The sequence below is a fragment of the Pseudomonas sp. p21 genome, from assembly GCF_001642705.1.
In the GTDB taxonomy this organism is placed as follows: domain Bacteria; phylum Pseudomonadota; class Gammaproteobacteria; order Pseudomonadales; family Pseudomonadaceae; genus Aquipseudomonas.
This window is the reverse complement of the sequence record NZ_LWBV01000005.1, coordinates 64,340-84,169: the sequence shown is the minus strand read 5'-3', so window position 1 is coordinate 84,169 and position 19,830 is coordinate 64,340. Positions and strand designations below refer to the sequence as shown.

The following is a 19,830-nucleotide window of genomic DNA, read 5'->3' as shown; positions in this document are numbered from 1 at the left end:
ACAGTCCGCTTCATACACTTGCTCGAGAGAATCCCATGTTTCCCAAGAACTTCACGTTTTCCATTGCCGACTGGGTCAATGGCTGGGTCGATGCGCTGGTAACCAACTACGGTGACGTGTTCCGGCACATCTCCGACACTCTGCTGTGGGCCATCGTCAACCTTGAAGGCCTGCTGCGCACGATGCCCTGGTGGCTGATGCTGGCCATCGTCGCCGGTATTGCCTGGCACGCCACTCGTAAAGTCGTGACCACTGTCGTGATCGTCGGTTTGCTCTTCCTGGTTGGTGCGGTCGGTCTCTGGGACAAGCTGATGCAGACCCTGGCGCTGATGCTGGTAGCAACACTGATATCGGTCCTGGTCGGCATTCCGCTGGGTGTCCTTTCGGCACGCAGCAATCGCCTGCGGGCGGTGTTGATGCCGCTGCTCGACATCATGCAAACCATGCCCAGCTTCGTGTACCTGATTCCGGTACTGATGCTGTTCGGCCTGGGCAAGGTGCCGGCGATCTTCGCCACCGTCATCTATGCCGCCCCGCCGCTGATTCGCCTGACCGACCTGGGTATTCGCCAGGTGGATGGCGAGGTCATGGAAGCGATCAACGCTTTCGGTGCCAATCGCATGCAACAACTGTTCGGCGTGCAGCTGCCACTGGCGTTGCCGAGCATCATGGCTGGTATCAACCAGACCACCATGATGGCCCTGTCGATGGTAGTCATTGCGTCGATGATCGGTGCCCGTGGCCTGGGTGAAGACGTCCTGGTCGGCATCCAGACCCTGAATGTGGGCCGCGGCCTCGAAGCGGGCCTGGCCATTGTGATTCTGGCGGTTGTGATCGACCGCATTACCCAGGCCTATGGCCGACCACGGCATGGGGTGGGCAAATGAGCGTTACGCAGACGATGAACAAAATCGAAGTCAAGCATGTCTTCAAGATCTTCGGTGCTCGCGCCGAAGATGCCCTGAAACTGATCCGCCAGAATAAAGCCAAGGATCAGGTCCTGGCCGAAACCGGCTGCGTGGTCGGGGTCAACGATCTCTCGTTGTCCATCGGCAGTGGTGAGATCTTCGTGATCATGGGGCTGTCGGGCTCTGGCAAGTCGACCCTGGTGCGCCACTTCAACCGCCTGATCGACCCAACCAGCGGCGAGATCCTGGTCGATGGCGAGGACATTCTGCAATACGACATGGAAGCCCTGCGCGAATTCCGCCGGCACAAGATCAGCATGGTGTTCCAGAGCTTTGGCCTGTTGCCGCACCGCACTGTGCTGGACAACGTCGCTTACGGCCTGAAAGTCCGGGGCGAGAGCAAGGCCATATGCGCGGAGCGAGCCCTGCACTGGATCAACACCGTGGGCCTCAAGGGTTACGAAAAATCGTACCCGCACCAGTTGTCGGGCGGCATGCGTCAGCGCGTCGGCCTGGCCCGTGCTCTGGCTGCCGACACCGACATCATCCTGATGGACGAAGCCTTCAGTGCGCTCGACCCGCTGATTCGCGCCGAAATGCAGGACCAGTTGCTGGAACTGCAAAAAACCCTGCACAAGACCATCGTCTTTATCACTCATGACCTGGACGAAGCGGTGCGTATCGGCAACCGGATTGCCATCCTCAAGGACGGTCGCCTGGTCCAGGTCGGCACGCCGAAAGAAATCCTCTACCAGCCTGCGGACGAATACGTCGATCGTTTCGTGCAGCGTCGCGTAGCTTCGCTTTAAGGAACCGCGTGTATGTCGTTTGCCGAAAAAATCATCATCGCCGAGGCGCCAGTTCGTTGGCAGGACGTGGTGGCTGTGGCCCGGCATGGCGCGAAGCTTGAGCTGGCCCCATCGGCCTGGGCGCGGATCGAGAACGCCCAGGCGATTGTCCAGCGCATCGTTTCCAGCGGTGACCGCGCCTATGGCGTCAACACCGGGCTTGGCGCCTTGTGCAATGTGTCGTTGCAGGACGAACAACTCAGCCAGCTGTCGCACAACACCTTGCTCAGCCATGCCTGTGGCGTGGGTACGGCGCTGTCGGACGAACAGACCCGGGCGATCATGTGCGCGGCGATCATCAATTTCTGCCAGGGCCGTTCAGGCCTTCAGCGCAAGGTGGTCGAGGCGCTGCTGACCTTGCTCAACCAGCATGTCACCCCGCAGGTTCCGAAACAGGGGTCGGTGGGGTATCTGACCCACATGGCACATATCAGCATCAGCTTGCTGGGCGTAGGCCAGGTCAGCTTTCGCGGCCAGATCATGCCGGCGCAGCAGGCCTTGGCCGAGGTCGGCCTGGCGCCGATCAAACTGGGTGCAAAGGATGGTCTTTGCCTGGTCAACGGTACCCCGTGCATGACTGGCCTGAGCTGTCTGTCCTTGGACGACGCCACCCGGTTGAGCCAGTGGGCCGACGTTATCAGCGCCATGAGCTTCGAGGCCCTGCGCGGCCAGCTCGATGCCTTCGACCCTGAAATCATCGCGATGAAACCGCACCCCGGCATGCAGCGCGTGGGCAGTAACCTGCGTCGCCTGCTCGACGGCAGCGAAATCATTGCCAGCAGCCAAGGCATTCGCACCCAGGACGCCTTGAGCATTCGCTCGATCCCGCAGGTTCACGGTGCTGCGCGCGATCAATTGGAACACGCTGCGCGGCAGATCGAAACCGAACTCAACTCCACGACCGACAACCCGATGTTGCTGGGTACCCCCGAGTCGTATCGGGTGGTTTCCCAGGCGAATCCGCACGGCCAGTCCGTGGCCATGGCGGCCGACTTGCTGGCAATCGCGGTAGCGGAGATCGGGGCGATTGCCGAGCGTCGTCTCGATCGCCTGATCAACCCGTTGGTCAGCGGTTTACCGGCCTTCCTGGTCAGTCAACCGGGGGTGAATTCGGGCATGATGATTGTCCAGTACGTGGCCGCTTCACTGTGTGCAGAAAACCGTCAGCTGGCACAACCGGCAGTCGTCGACAACTACGTCACCTCCGGCCTGCAGGAAGATCACCTGAGCATGGGCACCAATGCCGGGTTGAAGCTGCACCGCGCCCTGGAGAACTGTACGCAGATCCTCGCCATCGAATACTTGTTGGCGGCCCAGGCCTTCGAGTTCCTCAAGGAGCAGCGCTTTGGCGCAGGTACCAACGTTGCCTGGCGGTTGCTGCGCGAACGGGTTCCGGCCTACGCCCAGGACCGTTGGCTGGCCCCGGATATTGCCAGCAGCGCATCGATTCTGAAGGACCCCGGTTTGCTTGGTGTTGCATTCCCCGAGCTGCTTTGACAGATGCAAGCGGCTCGCGACCTCGATCCATGACGAAGCAAGTTGTTCTGTGCCCGAAGATGCCCTAGGCTGCCTCCTTGTGAATCGATGCTATGACACTGGGTAGACGATGAGCGAATTACAAGGATGTTTAGGATTTTCCGGTCTGGAGTGCCGGCCTGTGGGGCCATCCGACGCAGAAATGATCTGCTCGCACCGCCAGGAAATGTTTCTTGAGGCGGGTGGGGACCCTGCAGAGCTACAGGTCATGACTCAGCACTTTCGCCCTTGGCTGGAGGAGCGGCTCGGTGACGGTCGGTATTACGGGTTCAAACTTCTGGATGGCGACCAACCGGTCGCAGCCATTGGCCTGATGAGCATTGATTGGCCGCCACATCCATCGCACCCAACCCAGGACAAGCGTGGTTATGTGTTGAATGTGTTCGTCCAGCCGGCCTACCGCCGCCGAGGCCTGGCTTCGGCCTTGATGCAAGCAGCTGATGCCGAGTTCGCCCGCCGAGGAATCACCTTCGCTGTCCTGCACGCCACCAGGACGGGCAAACCGGTCTACGAGCAGACCGGTTGGACTGGCACCTCGGAAATGGCCAAATCCATTACTTGAGAGTGGCCGCATTCGACCCATACCTGCCCTTCGCCATGGGGTTAGCTGCCGGTCTAACGCTCAGTCGACCTCTAAGTTCTCCAGCTGTGAAAAGCCAGACCCTATCAGAAAGCCAGTATCTGGCCGGAGCTGCACCGGCCGAATGAGCATGCCAAGCTGGGCTGATGGGGACTCTTGCCACTTTGCCGTTCAGCCTCTCACCGCAGCCCACGCCTGACGCTGAGTAGCGGATGCTCTTCATGGGCACCAATCTTTCATTAAGACTTGTTTATTGAGCTTTTGAAATCAAGCTTCTCATGTATTGGTTAACATCTCGCAAATCCTGAACACTCCAAGAGTGAGGCGGGATCTTAACATTATTCTCTTTCAATGTATTTGGAATCAAATTTCCATTTGGGCGAAGCACTATAGAAGATACAATCACCCCAGGATAATCAGCTAATCGCTTCTTGAAATTCAATGTCGTGAGGTCTGGCGTTGGAGGATTGCTTTTTCTTGCCAGCGGCCCTGTCCCTTTGATATCCGCACCATGACAAACCGAGCACCTCTGTATGTAAAGGTTTTTTCCGTTGATATTATCCGCCAACGAATACGGCGTTTGGGTTGTTGCGCAGAATCCAAATAACGCGATGAACAACTTTCTGTTTTTCATTTTTGATTGCGCCAATCAATTTTAATGAAACGAACCTTGCGCGATCACAGCCTGTCCAAGCAGGTAGTCCGGCTGCCGACATGAATACGCCTCTTTCCGAGGTGGACAGCTTAGAGGCGGTTCGGTTGTCTGTCGAACGGTAGCTTTGACTAAGGCGCAAGGCGTCCGCCACTGGCAGATAGCAGCTACTGGTGAAGGTCAGCTATGGGTCGAAAGCGGTCACTCGCGAACGGCTGCTTTCGACCCATTACCGTCCTTCGCGAGAGGCGGCTGCCGGCCATTAGCAGTCATCTGATGTGGCGTTGAGCCCCGAAACGATTTAGTCATCTGAATCCAGCTTCCTTTACACCTACTACTATCCCTACCAACGCGTTGAACGAATCAATATCAAGCGGCCGGCTCAGGAAATAACCCTGACCTTCATCGCACGACACTGCTTTGAGCAATTCCAAGTGGTCGGCGGTCTCAACGCCTTCTGCGGTGACGATGAGGGATAATGCACGCCCCAAACCCACGATAGCTTGGATGATGGCAGTATCGTCCTCGTTCCCCCCCATCCGGCTCAAAAAACTGCGGTCTATTTTCAAGCCGTCAAAGGGGAATTCGCGCAGGTAGCTCAGCGAAGAATACCCCGTTCCAAAGTCGTCCATCGATATCCGCACACCGATGCGCTTGAGCGCTCGCATGACCTCAAGTGCGCCTGCGGCACCGTCAAGCATGACACTTTCGGTAATTTCCAACTCCACCCTTGCAGGATCGACTCCGGAGTCGTTCAGCGTTTTCTGAATTCGCTCGACCAGGTTGCCTCGCTTAAATTCAATGGGTGAAAGATTGACTGAGACAAACAAGCTTTCCGGCCACTGCGCGACGGAGCGGCAAGCGGTACTGATAACCCAGTTACTTAAGGAAAGAATCAGCCCAGCCTCTTCGGCAATCGGGATAAACGTGTCGGGTGGTATTAAACCGCGCTCAGGATGCTGCCAGCGTACCAGCGCTTCGGCACCGACCATCTGACCGTCAGCTATACGATAGCGTGGCTGGAAATACAGACGTAGTTGGCCGTGTCTGATGGCGAAACGTAGGTCGCTTTCCAAACGACGGCGTTCAATGATCCTGGCATTCATATCACCCGCGTAGTAGCGCCAAGTGTGACCACCAGCGGCCTTTGCCTCGTAGAGAGCAATATCGGCATAACGAAGCAACTCGGCGGCCTCGACAGCGTCCGTTGGCGCCATCGCGATGCCTATACTGGTGCTGACGAACACTTCCTGCTCCTCGATCGCTATAGGCCGCTCGAGGGACTCGATGAGGCGACGACAGAGCGCCTCGACTTGATCCTGGATGCTCATGTCGGTGAGGATCAGTACAAACTCGTCCCCCCCGAGGCGAGCTACCAGATCGCCATCGCGCACGCACTCAGCCAGCCGGCTCGATACTTCATTCAGCACCAAATCACCGGCAGCATGCCCGAGCAAGTCATTGACCGGTTTGAAACGATCAAGGTCCAAGCTGAGCATGATCAGAGGTTGCTCTGCTGTCTGCAATGCCTTGAGTTTGCCGTCCAGAAACTCCTGAAGACGCCTCCTGTTGGGGAGCCCGGTCAAGGCGTCGTGTTGTGAGAGGAATTCGATTCGCCGACGGGCTTCAACCTCTTCCGTCACATCGGTCGCCGTACCGCGAAAACCTTTACCTGCCATTTCGCGCGCCGAAAGGCGAGTGATGCGCTCCCGACCTTGGGTATCGACGTAGCGGCACTGAATGCTGATATCCGACCGACGGTTCGGGATACTGAGCCACTGGGATAACGTGCCCGATTCGGTGCACAACAGATCGTCGATCACCGCACCGATCCAAGCGTCCCTGGACAATCCCGTCACGTCTTCAAACCGCTCGGACAAAAAGGTCAGACGCCAGTCAGCATCTATTTCCCATACCCAATCCGAGCTGGTTTCAACGACGTCGCGAAAACGCGCTTCGCTGGTGGCTAGGGCCTCCTGGCTGATCCGTAGCGATGCATAGCTGGAGTCAAGCTCCAGCGCCCCGGCGGTGGTGCGACGCAAAATGGCCCAGGTCATCAGGCACACCAACAGCAAGGCAACGCCGATCAATGGCAACCCTAGCTTCAATAGACGCAGCCCTGGCCTGGATGAGCTCCAGCGCAGCGTACCGGCAGCACCGTCATTACCCAATGGCAGTAGTGACATTGCGCCCGCCTCGTCAGCCGTGGCGACATGCAGATTCTCGACTCCAAAATCGTTGCCGATCAGCTCGAGCTTGGCGCGGTTCAAAACATCCACAAAAATCAGCACCGATGGCGACCTGTCATCCGCCACCACCGACTGATCGGTGCCCGGTGTAATCGCTGCTGCCCCGACGAGGGCGGGTACGCCACTTACATTGATAAAGGCAGTGATCGGTGTTTCTGTTTCCGCGCCTGCACGAGCCTTATCAAGAATCCCGGCAATGGACTGCCCGAGCCACTCAGAGACCTCAACGGATTTGAGCTCGCCCTTGACCACAGAGTAAACGGTGCGATTGACGTCGTTGACGACAAACAGCCCGTGGAAACCGAAGTCCTTATAAATCGTTGGTCCGACGTTTTGTCGAGCGAAGGCCCAGTCTAGGTCAACTTCGGTATGCAGGTGCTTATAAGCATCACCCCAAAATGCGTAATCCTTGACGGTCGAGCGTAGCGATTTCTCCAGCGATTGCATCGCCTTCTTGGTGTAAAACGCGCTTTCGACCTCCTCCGTTCGGTCTAAATCATGGGCAAGATAAATAAGTGAAACGCTGGCTAGTAAAAACACACCCGCCAACAGGCCCAAAAATTTGAAAAGAGAAGCCCGTGCTAGCGACACGCTCGAGCGATTAGAGAGGGTAACGATGGAGGCGAGATTGTTCGGCATGATTTCCTGCTGGCCGCAGATACAAGTAGCGTGCATAACGCTATCGGCTGCGCTGAGGAAACCGTGAGAGTGCTCATTTTTCTGTGGTCGGTGTAAAACACCGATATGGCTAGGCCCTACCCAAGAAATGAATTGCCCTTGCTTTCGTAGACAACGCCAAGCGACCGCTCTTGGCCGATAGCTGTCCTCCGCGAAAGGCAGCTCTGGGTCGAAAGCGGTCAGTTGTGACTGGCTACTTTCGTCCCAACGCTGCCATTCAGCCCCCTGGCTTAGTAGTTGTGCTGCCTCCGGTATTCGCCCGGTGTCATGCCTGTCCAGGCTTTGAAGGCGCGCAAGAAAGAATTGGCATCCATGAAACCAATCAGGAACGCAATTTCCCCTGGGGACAGGTTTGAGCGAGATAGGTAATGGCGAGCCAGCCCCTCACGAGTGTCATTGAGTACCTCCTGATAGTTCAGTGCCTCGTCTGCAAGATGGCGCTGGAGGGAGCGCTTGCTCATCGCCAGGCGACGGCAGACATCATCGATGCTGCTCCGGCCGCTCGGCAGCATATCGAGCAGTGCACTGTGTACTCGCTCTTGCGTGCTGGCGCCAGCTTCGAGCTTTGAAAGCCGCGTCTGGAGTTCCGGCTCGAAGAATTGCCACATGGAAACGTTCTCGGTGAGGAAAGGGCGAGCAGCATCTTCTTTGGAGAAGCGAATACGATTCCAGTCGCCTTGTCGCAAACTACATCCAAGGAACGCTTCGCACGGCTGTACTGGTTTGGGCTGCGCTACCAGCTCTGCCTCCTGCGGTGTGATCGTTTGCCTTGTGGCGAGGCGCGCCAAGTGGGTAAGAAAAACCAGTTCCATGGCACAGAGGCTGCGCGGCAGCGGACGATCGTATCCATAACACTCGATGAAAACATCGGTGTAAGCGTCGTTGAAGACCACATTCAGTGCCAAGGGACCACAAAGACGCTTGTATTCGGCAAGCCGGGTGAGCGCCACGTTGAGGTTGGGGCTGCACAGGCAAGCAAAAAGAGCCGGGTCGAAGGCTTCGACTGAAATGGCACCACCGAGTCGTAGCGGTAGATGCGATTCTCCAACCAGCTGTTCAAGGCTTTCGAACAGTCGAAAATACTCAGGCGGCGAGAGCACGGAATCCTTGCGGCTGAACAAATCCGCCGGTAGTTGGGCCAAGGCCAGCAGGTCCCCAGGTGTTACTCCCAAATCAGCAATGATCACCTTCCACCCAGCATGCACAGCGAAATTCTTGGCTTGTTTCATTATCGAGGCATCTCTTCGCAGTGCATTGCTGTAGCACGATAGTCAGTAAGGTGAACGGGTACGGCTTCTCTGTCCTTTCTCAGGATGCCTTTTCCATTGCTTTGCGGGACATCTTGAGCACCAGTTTGCGAGGCAGCAGCGGAACAATCCAGTCGAGCATGACGCGCAACTTGCCTTCGTTGAAAGCAACCAGTTCACCGCGCTCCATGGCCTCGTAGCCGCATTGCGCTACGGATTGTGCCGTCTTGGCATTTTTCCAGGCATCCACGCCCTGTAAATCCCCCGCGGTGACGAAACCTGTTGCGACCGCTCCCGGGCATAGGGCAGTGGCGGTTACACCGTATTCCCTGACTTCCTCGGCGATTGCCTGGGTGAATGATGTCACGTATGCCTTGGTGGCGTAGTAAACCGCCTGCAAGGGGCCCGGTATGAACGAGGCGGTCGACGAGATGTTGAGAATGCGCCCGCATCGACGCAAGACCATTGCCTTCAGATAATGATGGGTCAGAGTGGTAAGCGCGCCCATATTCACTTGCATCATGGCTAGATCGGCAGCGATGTCGCGTTCGACAAACTTCCCATGGCCACCGAACCCGGCGTTGTTGATCAGAACGTCGATGGACAACCCTAATGCTTCGGTGGCAGCGATTACTCGATCTGCTGCACCAGGATCGGCCAGGTCTTCCACGATTACATAGACTTTCACCCCGTATCGTGTCTGAAGTTCTTGCTTGATGGACTCAAGCTTGTCACGCGAGCGCGCAACCAGGACGACATCGCCGCGCCTGGCCGCATGGAGGCGTGCCAGTTCTAGTCCGATGCCACCCGAGGCGCCGGTGATCAATGCGGTGTCAGGAACCATGTCATCTCCTTGTTTGGGGCAATAAGTTTGGGTAAGGAGATGTTACGGTCCGAGTTTTGGCATGGCACTAGCACAAGATGCCATGGCTAATTCTGATTGTGCCAAGCGCTCATCGGGCATCCCGTAGCGAAGACCGGAGTGAGCCAGAGGGTCGGTCGCATCAGGTGCAGGTATGGCTAGGCTTGAGTGTTCGCCAGGGGGCGACTGCGGTCTGTCGCGAACGGTTGCTATCGACCCGAAGGTGCGTTGATGGAGGACGGCCAACGACCAGTCGACTGACCAGGCCTGGGCGGTTACGCTGGCGCTTTCTACCTGCACGGAAGCGCCAATGACAGAGGCATACCAAGGAAGCTGCTTGTGCGCAGCAGTCAGTTTCGAGCTACTCGCTCCGCCAAAGGCAGTGAGTCATTGCCATTGCAGCCAGTGCCGCAAAGGCCACGGGGCCGCATTTGCTTCGTACGGCAGCGTTCCGCGCAGCAAGCTGCGAGTACTTCGCGGCACCAACAGCATCAAGGCCTATGCGTCTTCACCGACGGCAGTGAGGGAGTTCTGCGTGGAGTGCGGCTCGACCTTGTTCTGGTCACGCTCCCAAGGTGAGTTTGCCGACTGGATTTCAATAGCGATAGGCACGCTTGATACACCGTTCCTGCCGAAGAAGCAGAAACATGTTCACGTCGATTCCGCAGTGCTCTGGTACACGCCATCCAGTATTCGGCCTCAGATCGACTGACAGCTACGCGCCCTGGGGAAAGCAGTCACCCAAAATGATGCTGGCTTGCGCGCTGCTGGCACTGGCCCTGCGCCGCCGGTGGATTACCTGGAGGGGCTTGGCGAATGACTGTCGTCCGAGAACGGCGATTGTTGACAGCTGTCGAGGTGGTGCAGGGTGGATTTCAGTGTCCTTCCACCGTGGATGCTTCCAGCTGCTGATGAGTGGCCGAGCGATCGCGAATGGCGAATGGTGACAGAGGGCCCTGATGGTTCGGGGGGGCTTTCAGTGGGGCTCCATCCCAGGGTCTGGGGGGGCCTAAAGGGGCGGGCAAGCCTGCTGCTTGATCCGCACTCCGATGCTTCCATGGGCGGAAGCTCGGCGTGGTACGTGCTCGCCTTCTTTGCTAACTGGTCCCTTTCTGAAACAAATCCCGAACCACCTCCCTCATCCAGCGATTCCCGCTGTCTTGCTGGTACCGCGCGTGCCAATGCTGCTTGACTGTGAAACCTTCCACTGCAAACGGGCAATCGTGCACCTGTAAACCATGCATGTCGGCAAGTGTCTGCCCGATGTGCCGTGGCAGCGTAGCCACCAGGTCGGTCGACCCGACGATCATCCCCAAGCCCAGAAACGCTGGCAGCTCCAGTATGATCCTGCGTTCGATGCCGGCCCGCGCCAAGCCAGCCTCCAGTAACTTCTGCCCGGTCCCGGCACTGATCTGTACATGCCCTTCGCCCTGGTAGCGCGCCACGCTCATGCCTTGGCCCAAACGAGGGTGTTGTGGGTTGCTCAGGCAGACCCAGTCCTGCTCGAACAACACCTGCTGATACATCCCCGCGCCCAGCCAAGGCACAAAGCCGATCGCCAGGTCCGCCTCGCCCGACTCCAGCGCACTTTCGGTATTGCCATCGATGCGCGCCGCCTCCAGGCGAATACCGGGCGCGTGGGTACGCAGGTGGTTGAGGATGCTGGGCAGCAGGGTGATATGGCTGGCATCACTGACGCACAGGCGAAAGCGCCGTTGCGCCGTGGCCGGAACGAATTGCGGCTCCCAGGCGGTCAGGCGCCGTAGCGACTCCAGCACCTCGCGGCATGGCCCGATCAACTGGTCTGCGCGCGGGGTAGGGGCCATGCCCCCTGGCGTGCGTACGAACAGCGGGTCGTTCAACTCTTCACGCAAGCGCCCCAGCCAGATGCTCACAGTAGGTTGGCTCTGGCCGAGCTGTTCAGCGCTACGGGTCACGCTGCGGCACTGGTACAGCACATCGAACAGCTGCAGCAGCTTGGGGTCAGGCAAGGCGTCGAGCGTGCTCATTATTGCGAATCTCAATAGGCATATTAAGCCCATTGTATAGCCGAAATAAGCCTCGCTGCATAAGGTAGTCGCAAACAACAGGAGGTCTGCGACGTGAAAATCTGCATTCTGGGTGCCGGCGCCCTGGGTTGCGCCATAGGCGCGGCCTTGAGCGAGGCGGGGCATGAAACCTGGCTGTTGAACCGTGGCCGCGCACATGTCGAGGCGATGAACCTGCACGGGCTGCGGGTGCAGGACGAACGCGGCGAGCGGCAGGTGCGGGTCAATGCGGCCTGCGACGCCGAAGACGTGGGTGTGGCCGACCTGGTGGTGGTGCTGGTCAAATCGTTCCACACCCGCGAGGCGATTGACGGTGCCGGGGCGCTGATCGGGCCGCAGACGCTGGTGCTGTCACTGCAGAATGGCCTTGGCCATGAAGACATCCTGGCCGAGGTGGTGGGGCGTGAGCGGGTGCTGGCCGGCAAGACCTACGTCGGCGGCGTATTGCTGGCGCCGGGTTCGATCCGGGCCGGTGTAGCAGGCAAGCAGACCTTCATCGGCGAACTCGACGGCAAGCTGACGCCCCGTGTGCAGGCCATTGCCGAGGTCTTCAACAGCGCCGGGCTCGCGACCACGGTCAGCGACAACATCCTTGGCACCATGTGGGACAAGCTGCTGGTCAACGTCGCGACGGGCGCGCTCAGCGCTATCACCAGGCTCGGTTATGGCCAGCTCTACAGCGAGCCCCTGCTGGAAAGCACCGCCAAGGCAGCGGTGGCTGAAGCCATCGCCGTCGCTGAGCAAGCCGGCATCCGCCTGAGCCTCTCCAGCCCGGATGCTGCCTGGCGGCTGGCCGCCGAAGGCCTGCCGGCAAGCTTCCGTACCTCGATGCTACAGAGCCTGGAGAAGGGCTCGGTCACCGAGATCGATTTCATCAACGGCTCCGTCGTGCGCTGGGGCCAGCGCCACGGCGTGGCGACGCCGGTCAACGCGACCCTGGTGGCCTGCATCAAGGGTATCGAACGCGCAATGGCCGATCAGCAGAAGGGGAGTCATCCATGAACCAGCCGAAAGCCTACCTGGAACACGTTGCGTTCTGGGTGCGGGACATCCAGTGGCATATCCGCTTTTTCAGCGAGGTGTGCGGCATGACCATGCGCGAGATACAGGGCGACGTCGAGCAGCCGGCGCAGTACTGGACTCTCGGTGGCCTGCAGTTCATCCACCAGCCGGACTTTGCCGGCCCGGAAGGGCGCATGGCGCACCTGGGCATCATGTGCGAGGACCTTGAAGCTGCCCTGGCCGCTGCACAGCGTTTCGGCGTCAGCGAAATGCCCCAGGGCCGCAACTGGCTGCGCCTGCCGGACGGCCTGGCGGTGGAGTTCATTCAGGCATTGCCGGCGAAGTGTGTCGCCCAGGCATTGGCCATCGACCCGCGTGCGGAGGTGAAGGCATGAGCGTGGTGGAAAAATACTGGGACGATGCCCGCGAAGGTGATGAATGCATCAGCCCCACCTACACAGTGACCCGCGAACGCATCCTGGCCTATGCCGACCTCACAGGTGACCACACCCCGGTGCATGTCGACGAGGCGTACGCCAACGCAAGCCACTTCGGCTGCCTGGTTGCCCATGGCCTGTTCGGGCTGTCGATCGCCGACGGCCTGAAGACCCAGTGCGAATACCGCTTTGTGCCGGGCATGTCGCTGGGCTGGACCTGGGACTTCGTGCTGCCGATCAAGGTCAACGATGTGCTGCACGTGCGCATGCGCGTGGGGGCGATGCGCCCGAGCAACAGCCGTCCGGGCTGGGGCATCGTGGTCCTGCCGTCGGAACTGATCAACCAGCACGGCGAAGTCGTGCAGCGTGGCGAGCACCGGCTGATGGTGCCCAGGAGAGTGCAGGCATGAGCCAGGCATTGCCATTGGCGGGTATCCGCGTCATCGATTACAGCCACTTCCTGGCCGGGCCCTATGTGGGCCGCTGCCTGGCAGCACTGGGCGCCGAGGTGATCAAGGTCGAACGGCCGGGCAGCGGCGATGCCGGCCGCCAGCATGCATTCACCCTGGATGAGCAGCAGAGCGGTTACTTCCTGCAGCTGAACATGGGCAAGCAGGGCGTCAGCGTGAACATGAAGGACCCGCGTGGCAAAGCGTTCATGCAACGCCTGACCGACTCGGCCGATGTGTTCATCGAAAACTATCGCCCCGGCGCCCTGGACAAACTGGGCCTGGGCTATGCCGAGCTGTCGGCGCGCAACCCGCGACTGGTGTACTGCTCCATCTCCGCGTACGGCCACACCGGGCCGGATGCCCACCGCGCCGGTTTCGGGCTGATTGCCGAGGCCAAGAGCGGGATCATGCAGATGGTCGGCGTGCCGGGCGAAGCGCCGCCGTTGCTGCGCATTTCCCTGGGCGACATGTACACCGGCATCCATGCCGTGGCGGCGATCAATGCGGCGCTGCTGGGCCGGGTGAGCAGTGGTCGTGGCCAGCACATCGACATGGCCCTGTACGACACGCTGGTGTCGATGCATGAATACGCGGTGCAGTGCTACACCTTGTCCGACGGTACTGTCCTTCCTGAGCAGACCGGCCATGACATGCCGACCTCCACCCTGTACGGCGTGTTCCGCGCCGCCGATGGCGACCTGGTGATCGCCGCCCAGGTCGACGACGCCTGGAAGCGCTTTGCCGCGATGCTCGAGGCCAACGGTGGCCCGCCCGGGTTCGGCAGCGACAGCCGCTACCATAGCCTCAATGGCCGCAACGCCCATCGCCAGGCGATCCTGGCCGTGGTGCGTGACTGGGTCGGCGCACGGCGGGTAGCCGATATCCTGCAATTGCTCGATGGTATCGACATTCCCAGCGCCAAGGTGCAGCGCATCGACGAGGTCGTGGCTGACCCGCAGATCCAGGCGCGCAACATGGTCATCGAGCAGCAGCACCCGCGCTACGGTACCTTGCGCCTGCCCAACCTGCCGTTCCGCTTTTCCGACTGCGACACCACGATCCACCAGGTGGCCCCGGATCTCGGCCAGCACAATGCCGAAGTAGCCGCCGGGCTTGGCTTCAGCCCTGAAGAAATCACCGCCATGCAAGCTGACGGTGTGCTGTTCACCCACGGAGATGCCCGATGAGCGACCGCTATGCAGTGATCGGCCGACCGATCAACCACACCAAGTCCCCGTTGATTCATGGCCTGTTCGCCCAGGCCACTGGCCAGTGCCTGGAGTACGGCGCCATCGAGGGCGAACTCGAGGGCTTCGAGGCCCAGGTACTGCAGTTTCGCGATGATGGCGGGTTGGGCATGAACATCACCGCGCCGTTCAAGTTGCGTGCCTTCGAGCTGGCCGACCAGCGCAGCGAGGCCGCCCAGCTGGCGCGGGCGGCCAATGCACTGAAGTTCGAGGATGGCCGTATCGTTGCCGAGAACTTCGACGGCATTGGCTTGTTGCGGGATATCGAGGAAAACCTCGGTGAACCGCTGGGTAATCGACGGGTACTGTTGCTTGGCGCCGGTGGCGCGGTGCGTGGTGCGTTGCTGCCGTTCCTGCAGGCGGGGCCGAGCGAACTGGTGCTCGCCAACCGCGACATGGCCAAGGCGCTCACACTGCGCAACGAGCTGGATCACCCAAGGCTGCGCATCAGCCGTTATGAGGAGTTGGAGGGACAGTCCTTCGACATCGTGGTCAACGCCACTTCCGCGAGCCTCACCGGTGAGCTGCCGCCGCTGCCTGAGGGTGTGCTGGGCGAGACGCGGCTGGCTTACGAGCTGGCGTATGGCAAAGGCCTGACGCCGTTCCTGCGCATGGCCCAGGCGCAGGGTGTGGCGCGCCTGGCCGATGGTGTCGGCATGCTGGTCGAGCAGGCGGCGGAGGCGTTCGCCTGGTGGCGCGGGGTGCGGCCAGAAACCCGCACTGTCATTGATCGCCTGACTATTCCGCTGGAGTAGGACCAAGACCACTGTGGGAACGGGCATGCCCGCTCCCACAGTGGCCCTGCCAATCAGTACGGCGGCGGTGGCAATTCGGCCAACAGTCTTTTGAGCCCGTCACTCCACTGCCTGCGTATCTGCTCGTAATAGGCATCGTCGCTGGCGATACGCTGGCGTTTCGGTGTTTCCAGGCTGTCCTTGTGATATACCAACAGGTCCAACGGCATACCCACCGACAGGTTGCTGCGAATGGTCGAGTCGAACGAGATCAGGCCACAGCGCAACGCTTCATCGAGAGGCATCTGGTAGCCGAGGTTACGGTCCAGAATCGGCCGCCCATACTTGCTTTCGCCCAGTTGCAGGAACGGGGTGTCCGGCGTGGCCTGGAAGAAATTGCCCTGCGCATAGACGTTGTAGATGCCCATGGCGCCGCCGGCAATCTGGCCGCCGACGATGAACGAACTGCTCAGGTCGATTCCGGCCGACAGCTTGCTGCGATCACGGCCGACCACTTCGCGCAGGGTGTCGGCAACCAGTACCGTCGCATCGTAGAGCGTGGCAACGTTCAGCAGGTGGGGGCCGGGGCCCCGGGTGCGTTGCTGCAGCAGGTTCACCACCGATTGCGAGGTCGCCAGGTTGCCAGCGGTCTGCAGCACGATCAGGCGTTCCCCCGGCACGCCGAACACGAACAACTTGGCAAAGCTGGCGATCTGGTCGATGCCCGCATTGGTGCGTGAGTCGCTGATGAAGACAAGCCCGTCCGCCAGGTGCATGGCGACACAATAGGTCATGCTGTTTCCCTTGTTTTCTTTATGAACGGGTGCAGCGCCTGTCACTGGCGATGCACGTGCACGCTGGCCTGCATCGATTCGGCGCCACCTCCGCGGCGCACGCCCCTGACCGGACAGGCATCGAGGTAGTCCAGGCCCACTGCCAGCTTCAGGTGACGCTCTGGCCGGGTAAGGCGATTGGTGATGTCGAAGCTGTACCAGGCGTCATCGACCCAGGCTTCGGCCCAGGCATGGCTGGCCAGGTGCTGCTCGTCTTCGGTGCACAGGTAACCGGAGACGTAGCGTGCCGGAATACCCAGGCTACGTGCGCAGGCGAGGAATGCATGGGTGTGGTCCTGGCAGACCCCGGCAGCGCCGCCGAACGCTTCGATGGCGGTGGTGCCCACCGACGTGGCCCCGGGACTGTATGGCATGTGCTCGGCCAGGGCTTGCATCAGCCCGACCAGCGCCGCTCGGTCGCGGTGTTCGCCACAGTGTCGCTTGGCGAAGGCCTTGAGTGCGTCATCGGCCTGGGTCAGGTGGCTGCCGCGCAGGAATGGCAGGGGAGAATGTTCGCCGGCCTCCTGCTCGCGCTCCGGGTCGATCTCCACCTGGCCGCTGGCGGTCAGCGCCAGGTGACCGTGGGGTTTGTCCAGGGTCAGTACATGCAGGATGTTGCCATACGGGTCGATCTGGCCGTTGACCTTGCAGGGCAGGTCCAGTTGCCATTCATTGATGCGCTGGCGCTCGCTGCTGCGGGGTGTCAGGCGCAGGAACTGGATGCTGTTGCAGACATCGCTTGCGTAGCTGTACGTAGTGTCGTGGCGAATGGACAGTTTCATACGACCTCCAGATAGGAGTGATGGACCGCCTGGCCCAGTTGGTTGATGCGTCCGATGAAGTCGCTCAGCCACGGGTGCAACCCCGCTTCGAGGATTTCGTCGATCGCGGTGTAGCGCAGACGAGCGTTGAGTTCGGCGGCCATGCGCTGGGCGGCGCGCCCGGTGCTGCCCGGCAGGCAGGCAAGGATCTGGTCCAGTTCCTCGATACAGGCATGCAGCGAGCGGGGCACGTCGACCCGCAGCAATAGCAGCTCCGATACCGGCCGTGCACTGGGCGCGGCGCGATAGAGTTCGTTGAAGGCTTCGTAGGAGGTTAGCGCGCGCAGCAGGGCGCTCCATTGGTAGTAGCCGCGGGCAGAGTCATCGCTGACCTCTTCAGAGGCCTCGCCGAACATTTCATAGCGTGCATCGAGCAGGCGCAGGGTGTTGTCGGCTCGCTCCAGGAAGGTCCCCAGGCGGATGAAACTGTATGCGTCGTTGCGCATGATGGTGCCTGAGGTTGCACCGCGGAACAGATGCGAGCGTTCCTTGACCCAGTCGCAGAACTGGCTGATGCCGTAACGGCCAAGGCCATTGCTGGCAATGTTGCGCATCTCGATCCAGGTAGCGTTGATGTTCTCCCACATGTCGGCGGTGATGCGGCCACGCACTGCGTGGGCATTGGTCCTGGCCGCCTGCAGGCAGCAATAGATGCTGCTGGGGTTGGTCGCGTCGAGGGCGAAGAAGTGCAGCATGCGCTCGGTATCGAGTTCGGTGTGCCGGCGGCGGTAGTCGTCCAGCGTTCCGGATGCCAGCAGCGACATGGCCAGCTCGGCATGGCCGTCACTGCGCCCGGCCTGGGGCATCAGTGATAGCGAATAGCTGACCTCGAGCATGCGCGCAAGGTTCTCCGCACGCTCCAGGTAGCGCGACATCCAGTACAGGTCGGAAGCAGTTCTCGAAAGCATGGTTCAGTCCTCCACCACCCAGGTGTCCTTGGTACCGCCGCCCTGCGACGAGTTGACTACCAGCGAGCCCTCCTGAAGTGCCACGCGGGTCAGGCCGCCTGGCACCAGTCGGGTTTCACTGCCAGACAGCACGAACGGGCGCAGGTCGATGTGGCGCGGTGCGATGCCGCTGTCGACAAAGGTCGGGCAGGTGGACAGGCACAGGGTAGGTTGGGCGATGTAGGCATGCGGGCGGGCCTTGATGCGGGCGCGGAAGTCTTCGATCTGTGCGCTGGTTGCCGCTGGCCCGACCAACATGCCATAGCCACCGGAACCCTGGGTCTCCTTGACCACTAGGTCGGGCAGGTTGGCCAGGACATGGGACAGGTCTGCAGGCCTGCGGCACTGCCAGGTAGGGACGTTGTTCAGCACCGGCTCTTCGCCCAGATAGAAGCGGATCATGTCGTCGACATACGGGTAGATCGACTTGTCGTCTGCCACACCGGTACCCACCGCGTTGGCCAGCACCACGTTGCCGGCGCGATATACCGAGATCAGCCCCGGCACGCCCAGCATCGAGTCAGGGTTGAACGACAGCGGGTCGAGGTAATCGTCGTCCAGGCGGCGATAGATCACATCCACCTGCTGCGGACCGGCGGTGGTACGCATGTAGACGTGCTCGTCACGGATGAACAGGTCCGCGCCCTCGACCAGTTCGATACCCATTTCCCGAGCCAGGAAGGCATGCTCGAAATAGGCACTGTTGAAGCGGCCAGGTGTGAGCAGCACGGCGGTGGGGTTGTCCAGTGGGCTGGCGCTCTTGAGCGTGTCCAGCAGCAGGTTGGGGTAGTGGTCGATCGGGGCGATACGCTGTGCGGCGAACAGCTCGGGGAACAGCCGCATCATCATCTTGCGGTCTTCGAGCATGTAGCTGACCCCGCTGGGGGTGCGCAGGTTGTCCTCCAGCACGAAGTAGCTGCCGTCCCCATCGCGGACCAGGTCGACGCCGGCGATATGGGCATAGAGCCCACGGTGCAGCCCCAGGCCTTGCATGGCGATCTGGTAGCCTTCATTGGCCAGCACTTGCTCCGGCGGGATGATGCCGGCTTTGAGGATGCGCTGGTCGTGGTAGATGTCCTGCAGGAACAGGTTCAGGGCGTGCACCCGCTGGATACAGCCGCGCTCGACCATGCGCCATTCGCTGGCGCGAATGCTGCGCGGGATGATGTCAAAGGGGATCAGGCGCTCGGTGTCCTGTTTGTCACCGTACAAGGTGAAGGTGATACCGGCGCGGTGAAACAGCAGGTCTGCTTCGCGTCGGCGTTGCTCCAGTAACTCCAGCGGGGTGTTTGCCAACCAACGGGCGAACTCTTGGTAATGCGGGCGGCAAACTCCGTTCGTTTCGTACATTTCATTGAAAAATGCCCGGGACATACCCACTCCTTGCCACCGTTGCCGGCAGCTTCATTGCGGTTCTTCTACGTGTATCAGGGTGCGGCCTTGCTGGGGTCGGTGGGTGCTGTGTCTGCGGTGAGCCTCGAATCCAATCAATTGCTGGTGCGTTGTGCACGCAAGAGGCCGTTGCAATGAAGGTGCCTAAAGCCCGGCACAGTACGGAAAAGGCCAGTATGTAGCAGTAAGCTACTGATCCCTCGGGTTTTTATCGCGCCTCTCAACGGTTGCGCGGCGCGCAGTCTTGCTTATGCGGGCCAGGTGGATCGTGGGGCTTGCATCAAAAAGGCGCGCGATGTACCCCGGTTTCAGCTTTTGACCCGAATTGAAGCAAACCGATGCAACACCGGCCCACGG

The 19,830-nt window shown here is 60.4% G+C and carries 19 protein-coding genes; 10 read left to right on the top strand and 9 right to left on the bottom strand.

Going from position 1 to position 19,830, the window contains the following annotated elements; translation table 11 throughout:
• Positions 1–35: 35 nt before the first annotated feature.
• From A4C63_RS15955 to A4C63_RS15940, 4 genes are all read left to right on the top strand, one after another.
• Positions 36–887 (top strand): proline/glycine betaine ABC transporter permease, encoded by an 852-nt coding sequence (locus A4C63_RS15955; RefSeq protein WP_063913510.1) that lies wholly within the window; start codon positions 36–38, stop codon positions 885–887.
• Between the two features lie 14 nt (positions 888–901).
• Positions 902–1,717, top strand: a complete 816-nt coding sequence (locus tag A4C63_RS15950; protein WP_063913509.1) for a glycine betaine/L-proline ABC transporter ATP-binding protein — start codon at positions 902–904, stop codon at positions 1,715–1,717.
• A 12-nt stretch (positions 1,718–1,729) separates the two neighbouring features.
• Entirely contained in the window at positions 1,730–3,253 is a 1,524-nt protein-coding gene (hutH, locus tag A4C63_RS15945) for a histidine ammonia-lyase (RefSeq protein WP_063913508.1), read from the top strand.
• Positions 3,254–3,362: 109 nt separating this feature from the next.
• Complete coding sequence (locus A4C63_RS15940; RefSeq protein ID WP_063913507.1) at positions 3,363–3,854, top strand: GNAT family N-acetyltransferase; 492 nt, start codon at positions 3,363–3,365, stop codon at positions 3,852–3,854.
• 268 nt (positions 3,855–4,122) lie between these two features.
• Here the strand turns inward: A4C63_RS15940 and A4C63_RS25780 are convergent, their stop codons facing one another.
• The 4 genes from A4C63_RS25780 to A4C63_RS15925 form a co-directional block, all read right to left on the bottom strand.
• Positions 4,123–4,506 carry a cytochrome c gene (locus tag A4C63_RS25780; protein WP_082888344.1) on the bottom strand — a complete coding sequence of 128 codons (384 nt, stop codon included), beginning with the start codon at positions 4,504–4,506 and terminating at the stop codon, positions 4,123–4,125.
• A 323-nt stretch (positions 4,507–4,829) separates the two neighbouring features.
• Positions 4,830–7,412, bottom strand: a complete 2,583-nt coding sequence (locus A4C63_RS15935) for an EAL domain-containing protein (protein WP_063913506.1) — start codon at positions 7,410–7,412, stop codon at positions 4,830–4,832.
• A 269-nt stretch (positions 7,413–7,681) separates the two neighbouring features.
• A complete protein-coding gene (locus A4C63_RS15930; protein WP_063913505.1) occupies positions 7,682–8,680 on the bottom strand; it encodes an AraC family transcriptional regulator in 999 nt (332 codons plus the stop codon).
• Positions 8,681–8,759: 79 nt separating this feature from the next.
• Complete coding sequence (locus A4C63_RS15925; protein ID WP_063913504.1) at positions 8,760–9,542, bottom strand: SDR family oxidoreductase; 783 nt, start codon at positions 9,540–9,542, stop codon at positions 8,760–8,762.
• A gap of 328 nt (positions 9,543–9,870) precedes the next feature.
• Between A4C63_RS15925 and A4C63_RS25775 the strand changes: the two genes are divergently transcribed.
• Positions 9,871–10,272, top strand: a complete 402-nt coding sequence (locus tag A4C63_RS25775) for a GFA family protein (RefSeq protein ID WP_082888343.1) — start codon at positions 9,871–9,873, stop codon at positions 10,270–10,272.
• Between the two features lie 385 nt (positions 10,273–10,657).
• Here A4C63_RS25775 and A4C63_RS15920 read toward each other — a convergent pair whose 3' ends face one another.
• A complete protein-coding gene (locus A4C63_RS15920) occupies positions 10,658–11,569 on the bottom strand; it encodes a LysR family transcriptional regulator (RefSeq protein ID WP_063913503.1) in 912 nt (303 codons plus the stop codon).
• 93 nt (positions 11,570–11,662) lie between these two features.
• On the opposite strand from A4C63_RS15920, the gene A4C63_RS15915 reads away from it, so the two are divergent.
• From A4C63_RS15915 to aroE, 5 genes are read left to right on the top strand one after another with little or no spacing between them, the layout of a single operon-like run.
• A complete protein-coding gene (locus A4C63_RS15915; RefSeq protein ID WP_063913502.1) occupies positions 11,663–12,610 on the top strand; it encodes a ketopantoate reductase family protein in 948 nt (315 codons plus the stop codon).
• A complete protein-coding gene (locus A4C63_RS15910) occupies positions 12,607–13,005 on the top strand; it encodes a VOC family protein (RefSeq protein ID WP_063913501.1) in 399 nt (132 codons plus the stop codon). The genes A4C63_RS15915 and A4C63_RS15910 overlap by 4 nt, the downstream gene beginning before the upstream one ends.
• A complete protein-coding gene (locus tag A4C63_RS15905; protein WP_063913500.1) occupies positions 13,002–13,457 on the top strand; it encodes a MaoC family dehydratase in 456 nt (151 codons plus the stop codon). The genes A4C63_RS15910 and A4C63_RS15905 overlap by 4 nt, the downstream gene beginning before the upstream one ends.
• The gene (locus A4C63_RS15900) at positions 13,454–14,686 is read left to right on the top strand and encodes a CaiB/BaiF CoA-transferase family protein (protein ID WP_063913499.1); all 1,233 of its coding nucleotides are present in this window, start codon (positions 13,454–13,456) and stop codon (positions 14,684–14,686) included. The genes A4C63_RS15905 and A4C63_RS15900 overlap by 4 nt, the downstream gene beginning before the upstream one ends.
• The gene (aroE, locus tag A4C63_RS15895) at positions 14,683–15,501 is read left to right on the top strand and encodes a shikimate dehydrogenase (RefSeq protein ID WP_063913498.1); all 819 of its coding nucleotides are present in this window, start codon (positions 14,683–14,685) and stop codon (positions 15,499–15,501) included. Before A4C63_RS15900 ends, aroE begins: the two co-directional genes overlap by 4 nt.
• Before the next feature lie 53 nt (positions 15,502–15,554).
• On the opposite strand, the gene A4C63_RS15890 is transcribed toward aroE, so the two are convergent.
• From A4C63_RS15890 to A4C63_RS15875, 4 genes are read right to left on the bottom strand one after another with little or no spacing between them, the layout of a single operon-like run.
• Positions 15,555–16,274, bottom strand: a complete 720-nt coding sequence (locus A4C63_RS15890; protein WP_063913497.1) for a proteasome-type protease — start codon at positions 16,272–16,274, stop codon at positions 15,555–15,557.
• A 41-nt stretch (positions 16,275–16,315) separates the two neighbouring features.
• The gene (locus A4C63_RS15885) at positions 16,316–17,095 is read right to left on the bottom strand and encodes a transglutaminase family protein (protein WP_063913496.1); all 780 of its coding nucleotides are present in this window, start codon (positions 17,093–17,095) and stop codon (positions 16,316–16,318) included.
• Complete coding sequence (locus tag A4C63_RS15880) at positions 17,092–18,042, bottom strand: alpha-E domain-containing protein (protein WP_063913495.1); 951 nt, start codon at positions 18,040–18,042, stop codon at positions 17,092–17,094. Before A4C63_RS15880 ends, A4C63_RS15885 begins: the two co-directional genes overlap by 4 nt.
• A 3-nt stretch (positions 18,043–18,045) precedes the next feature.
• Positions 18,046–19,455, bottom strand: coding sequence for a circularly permuted type 2 ATP-grasp protein (locus A4C63_RS15875; protein WP_063913494.1), 1,410 nt, complete (start codon positions 19,453–19,455; stop codon positions 18,046–18,048).
• Positions 19,456–19,830: the final 375 nt, after the last annotated feature.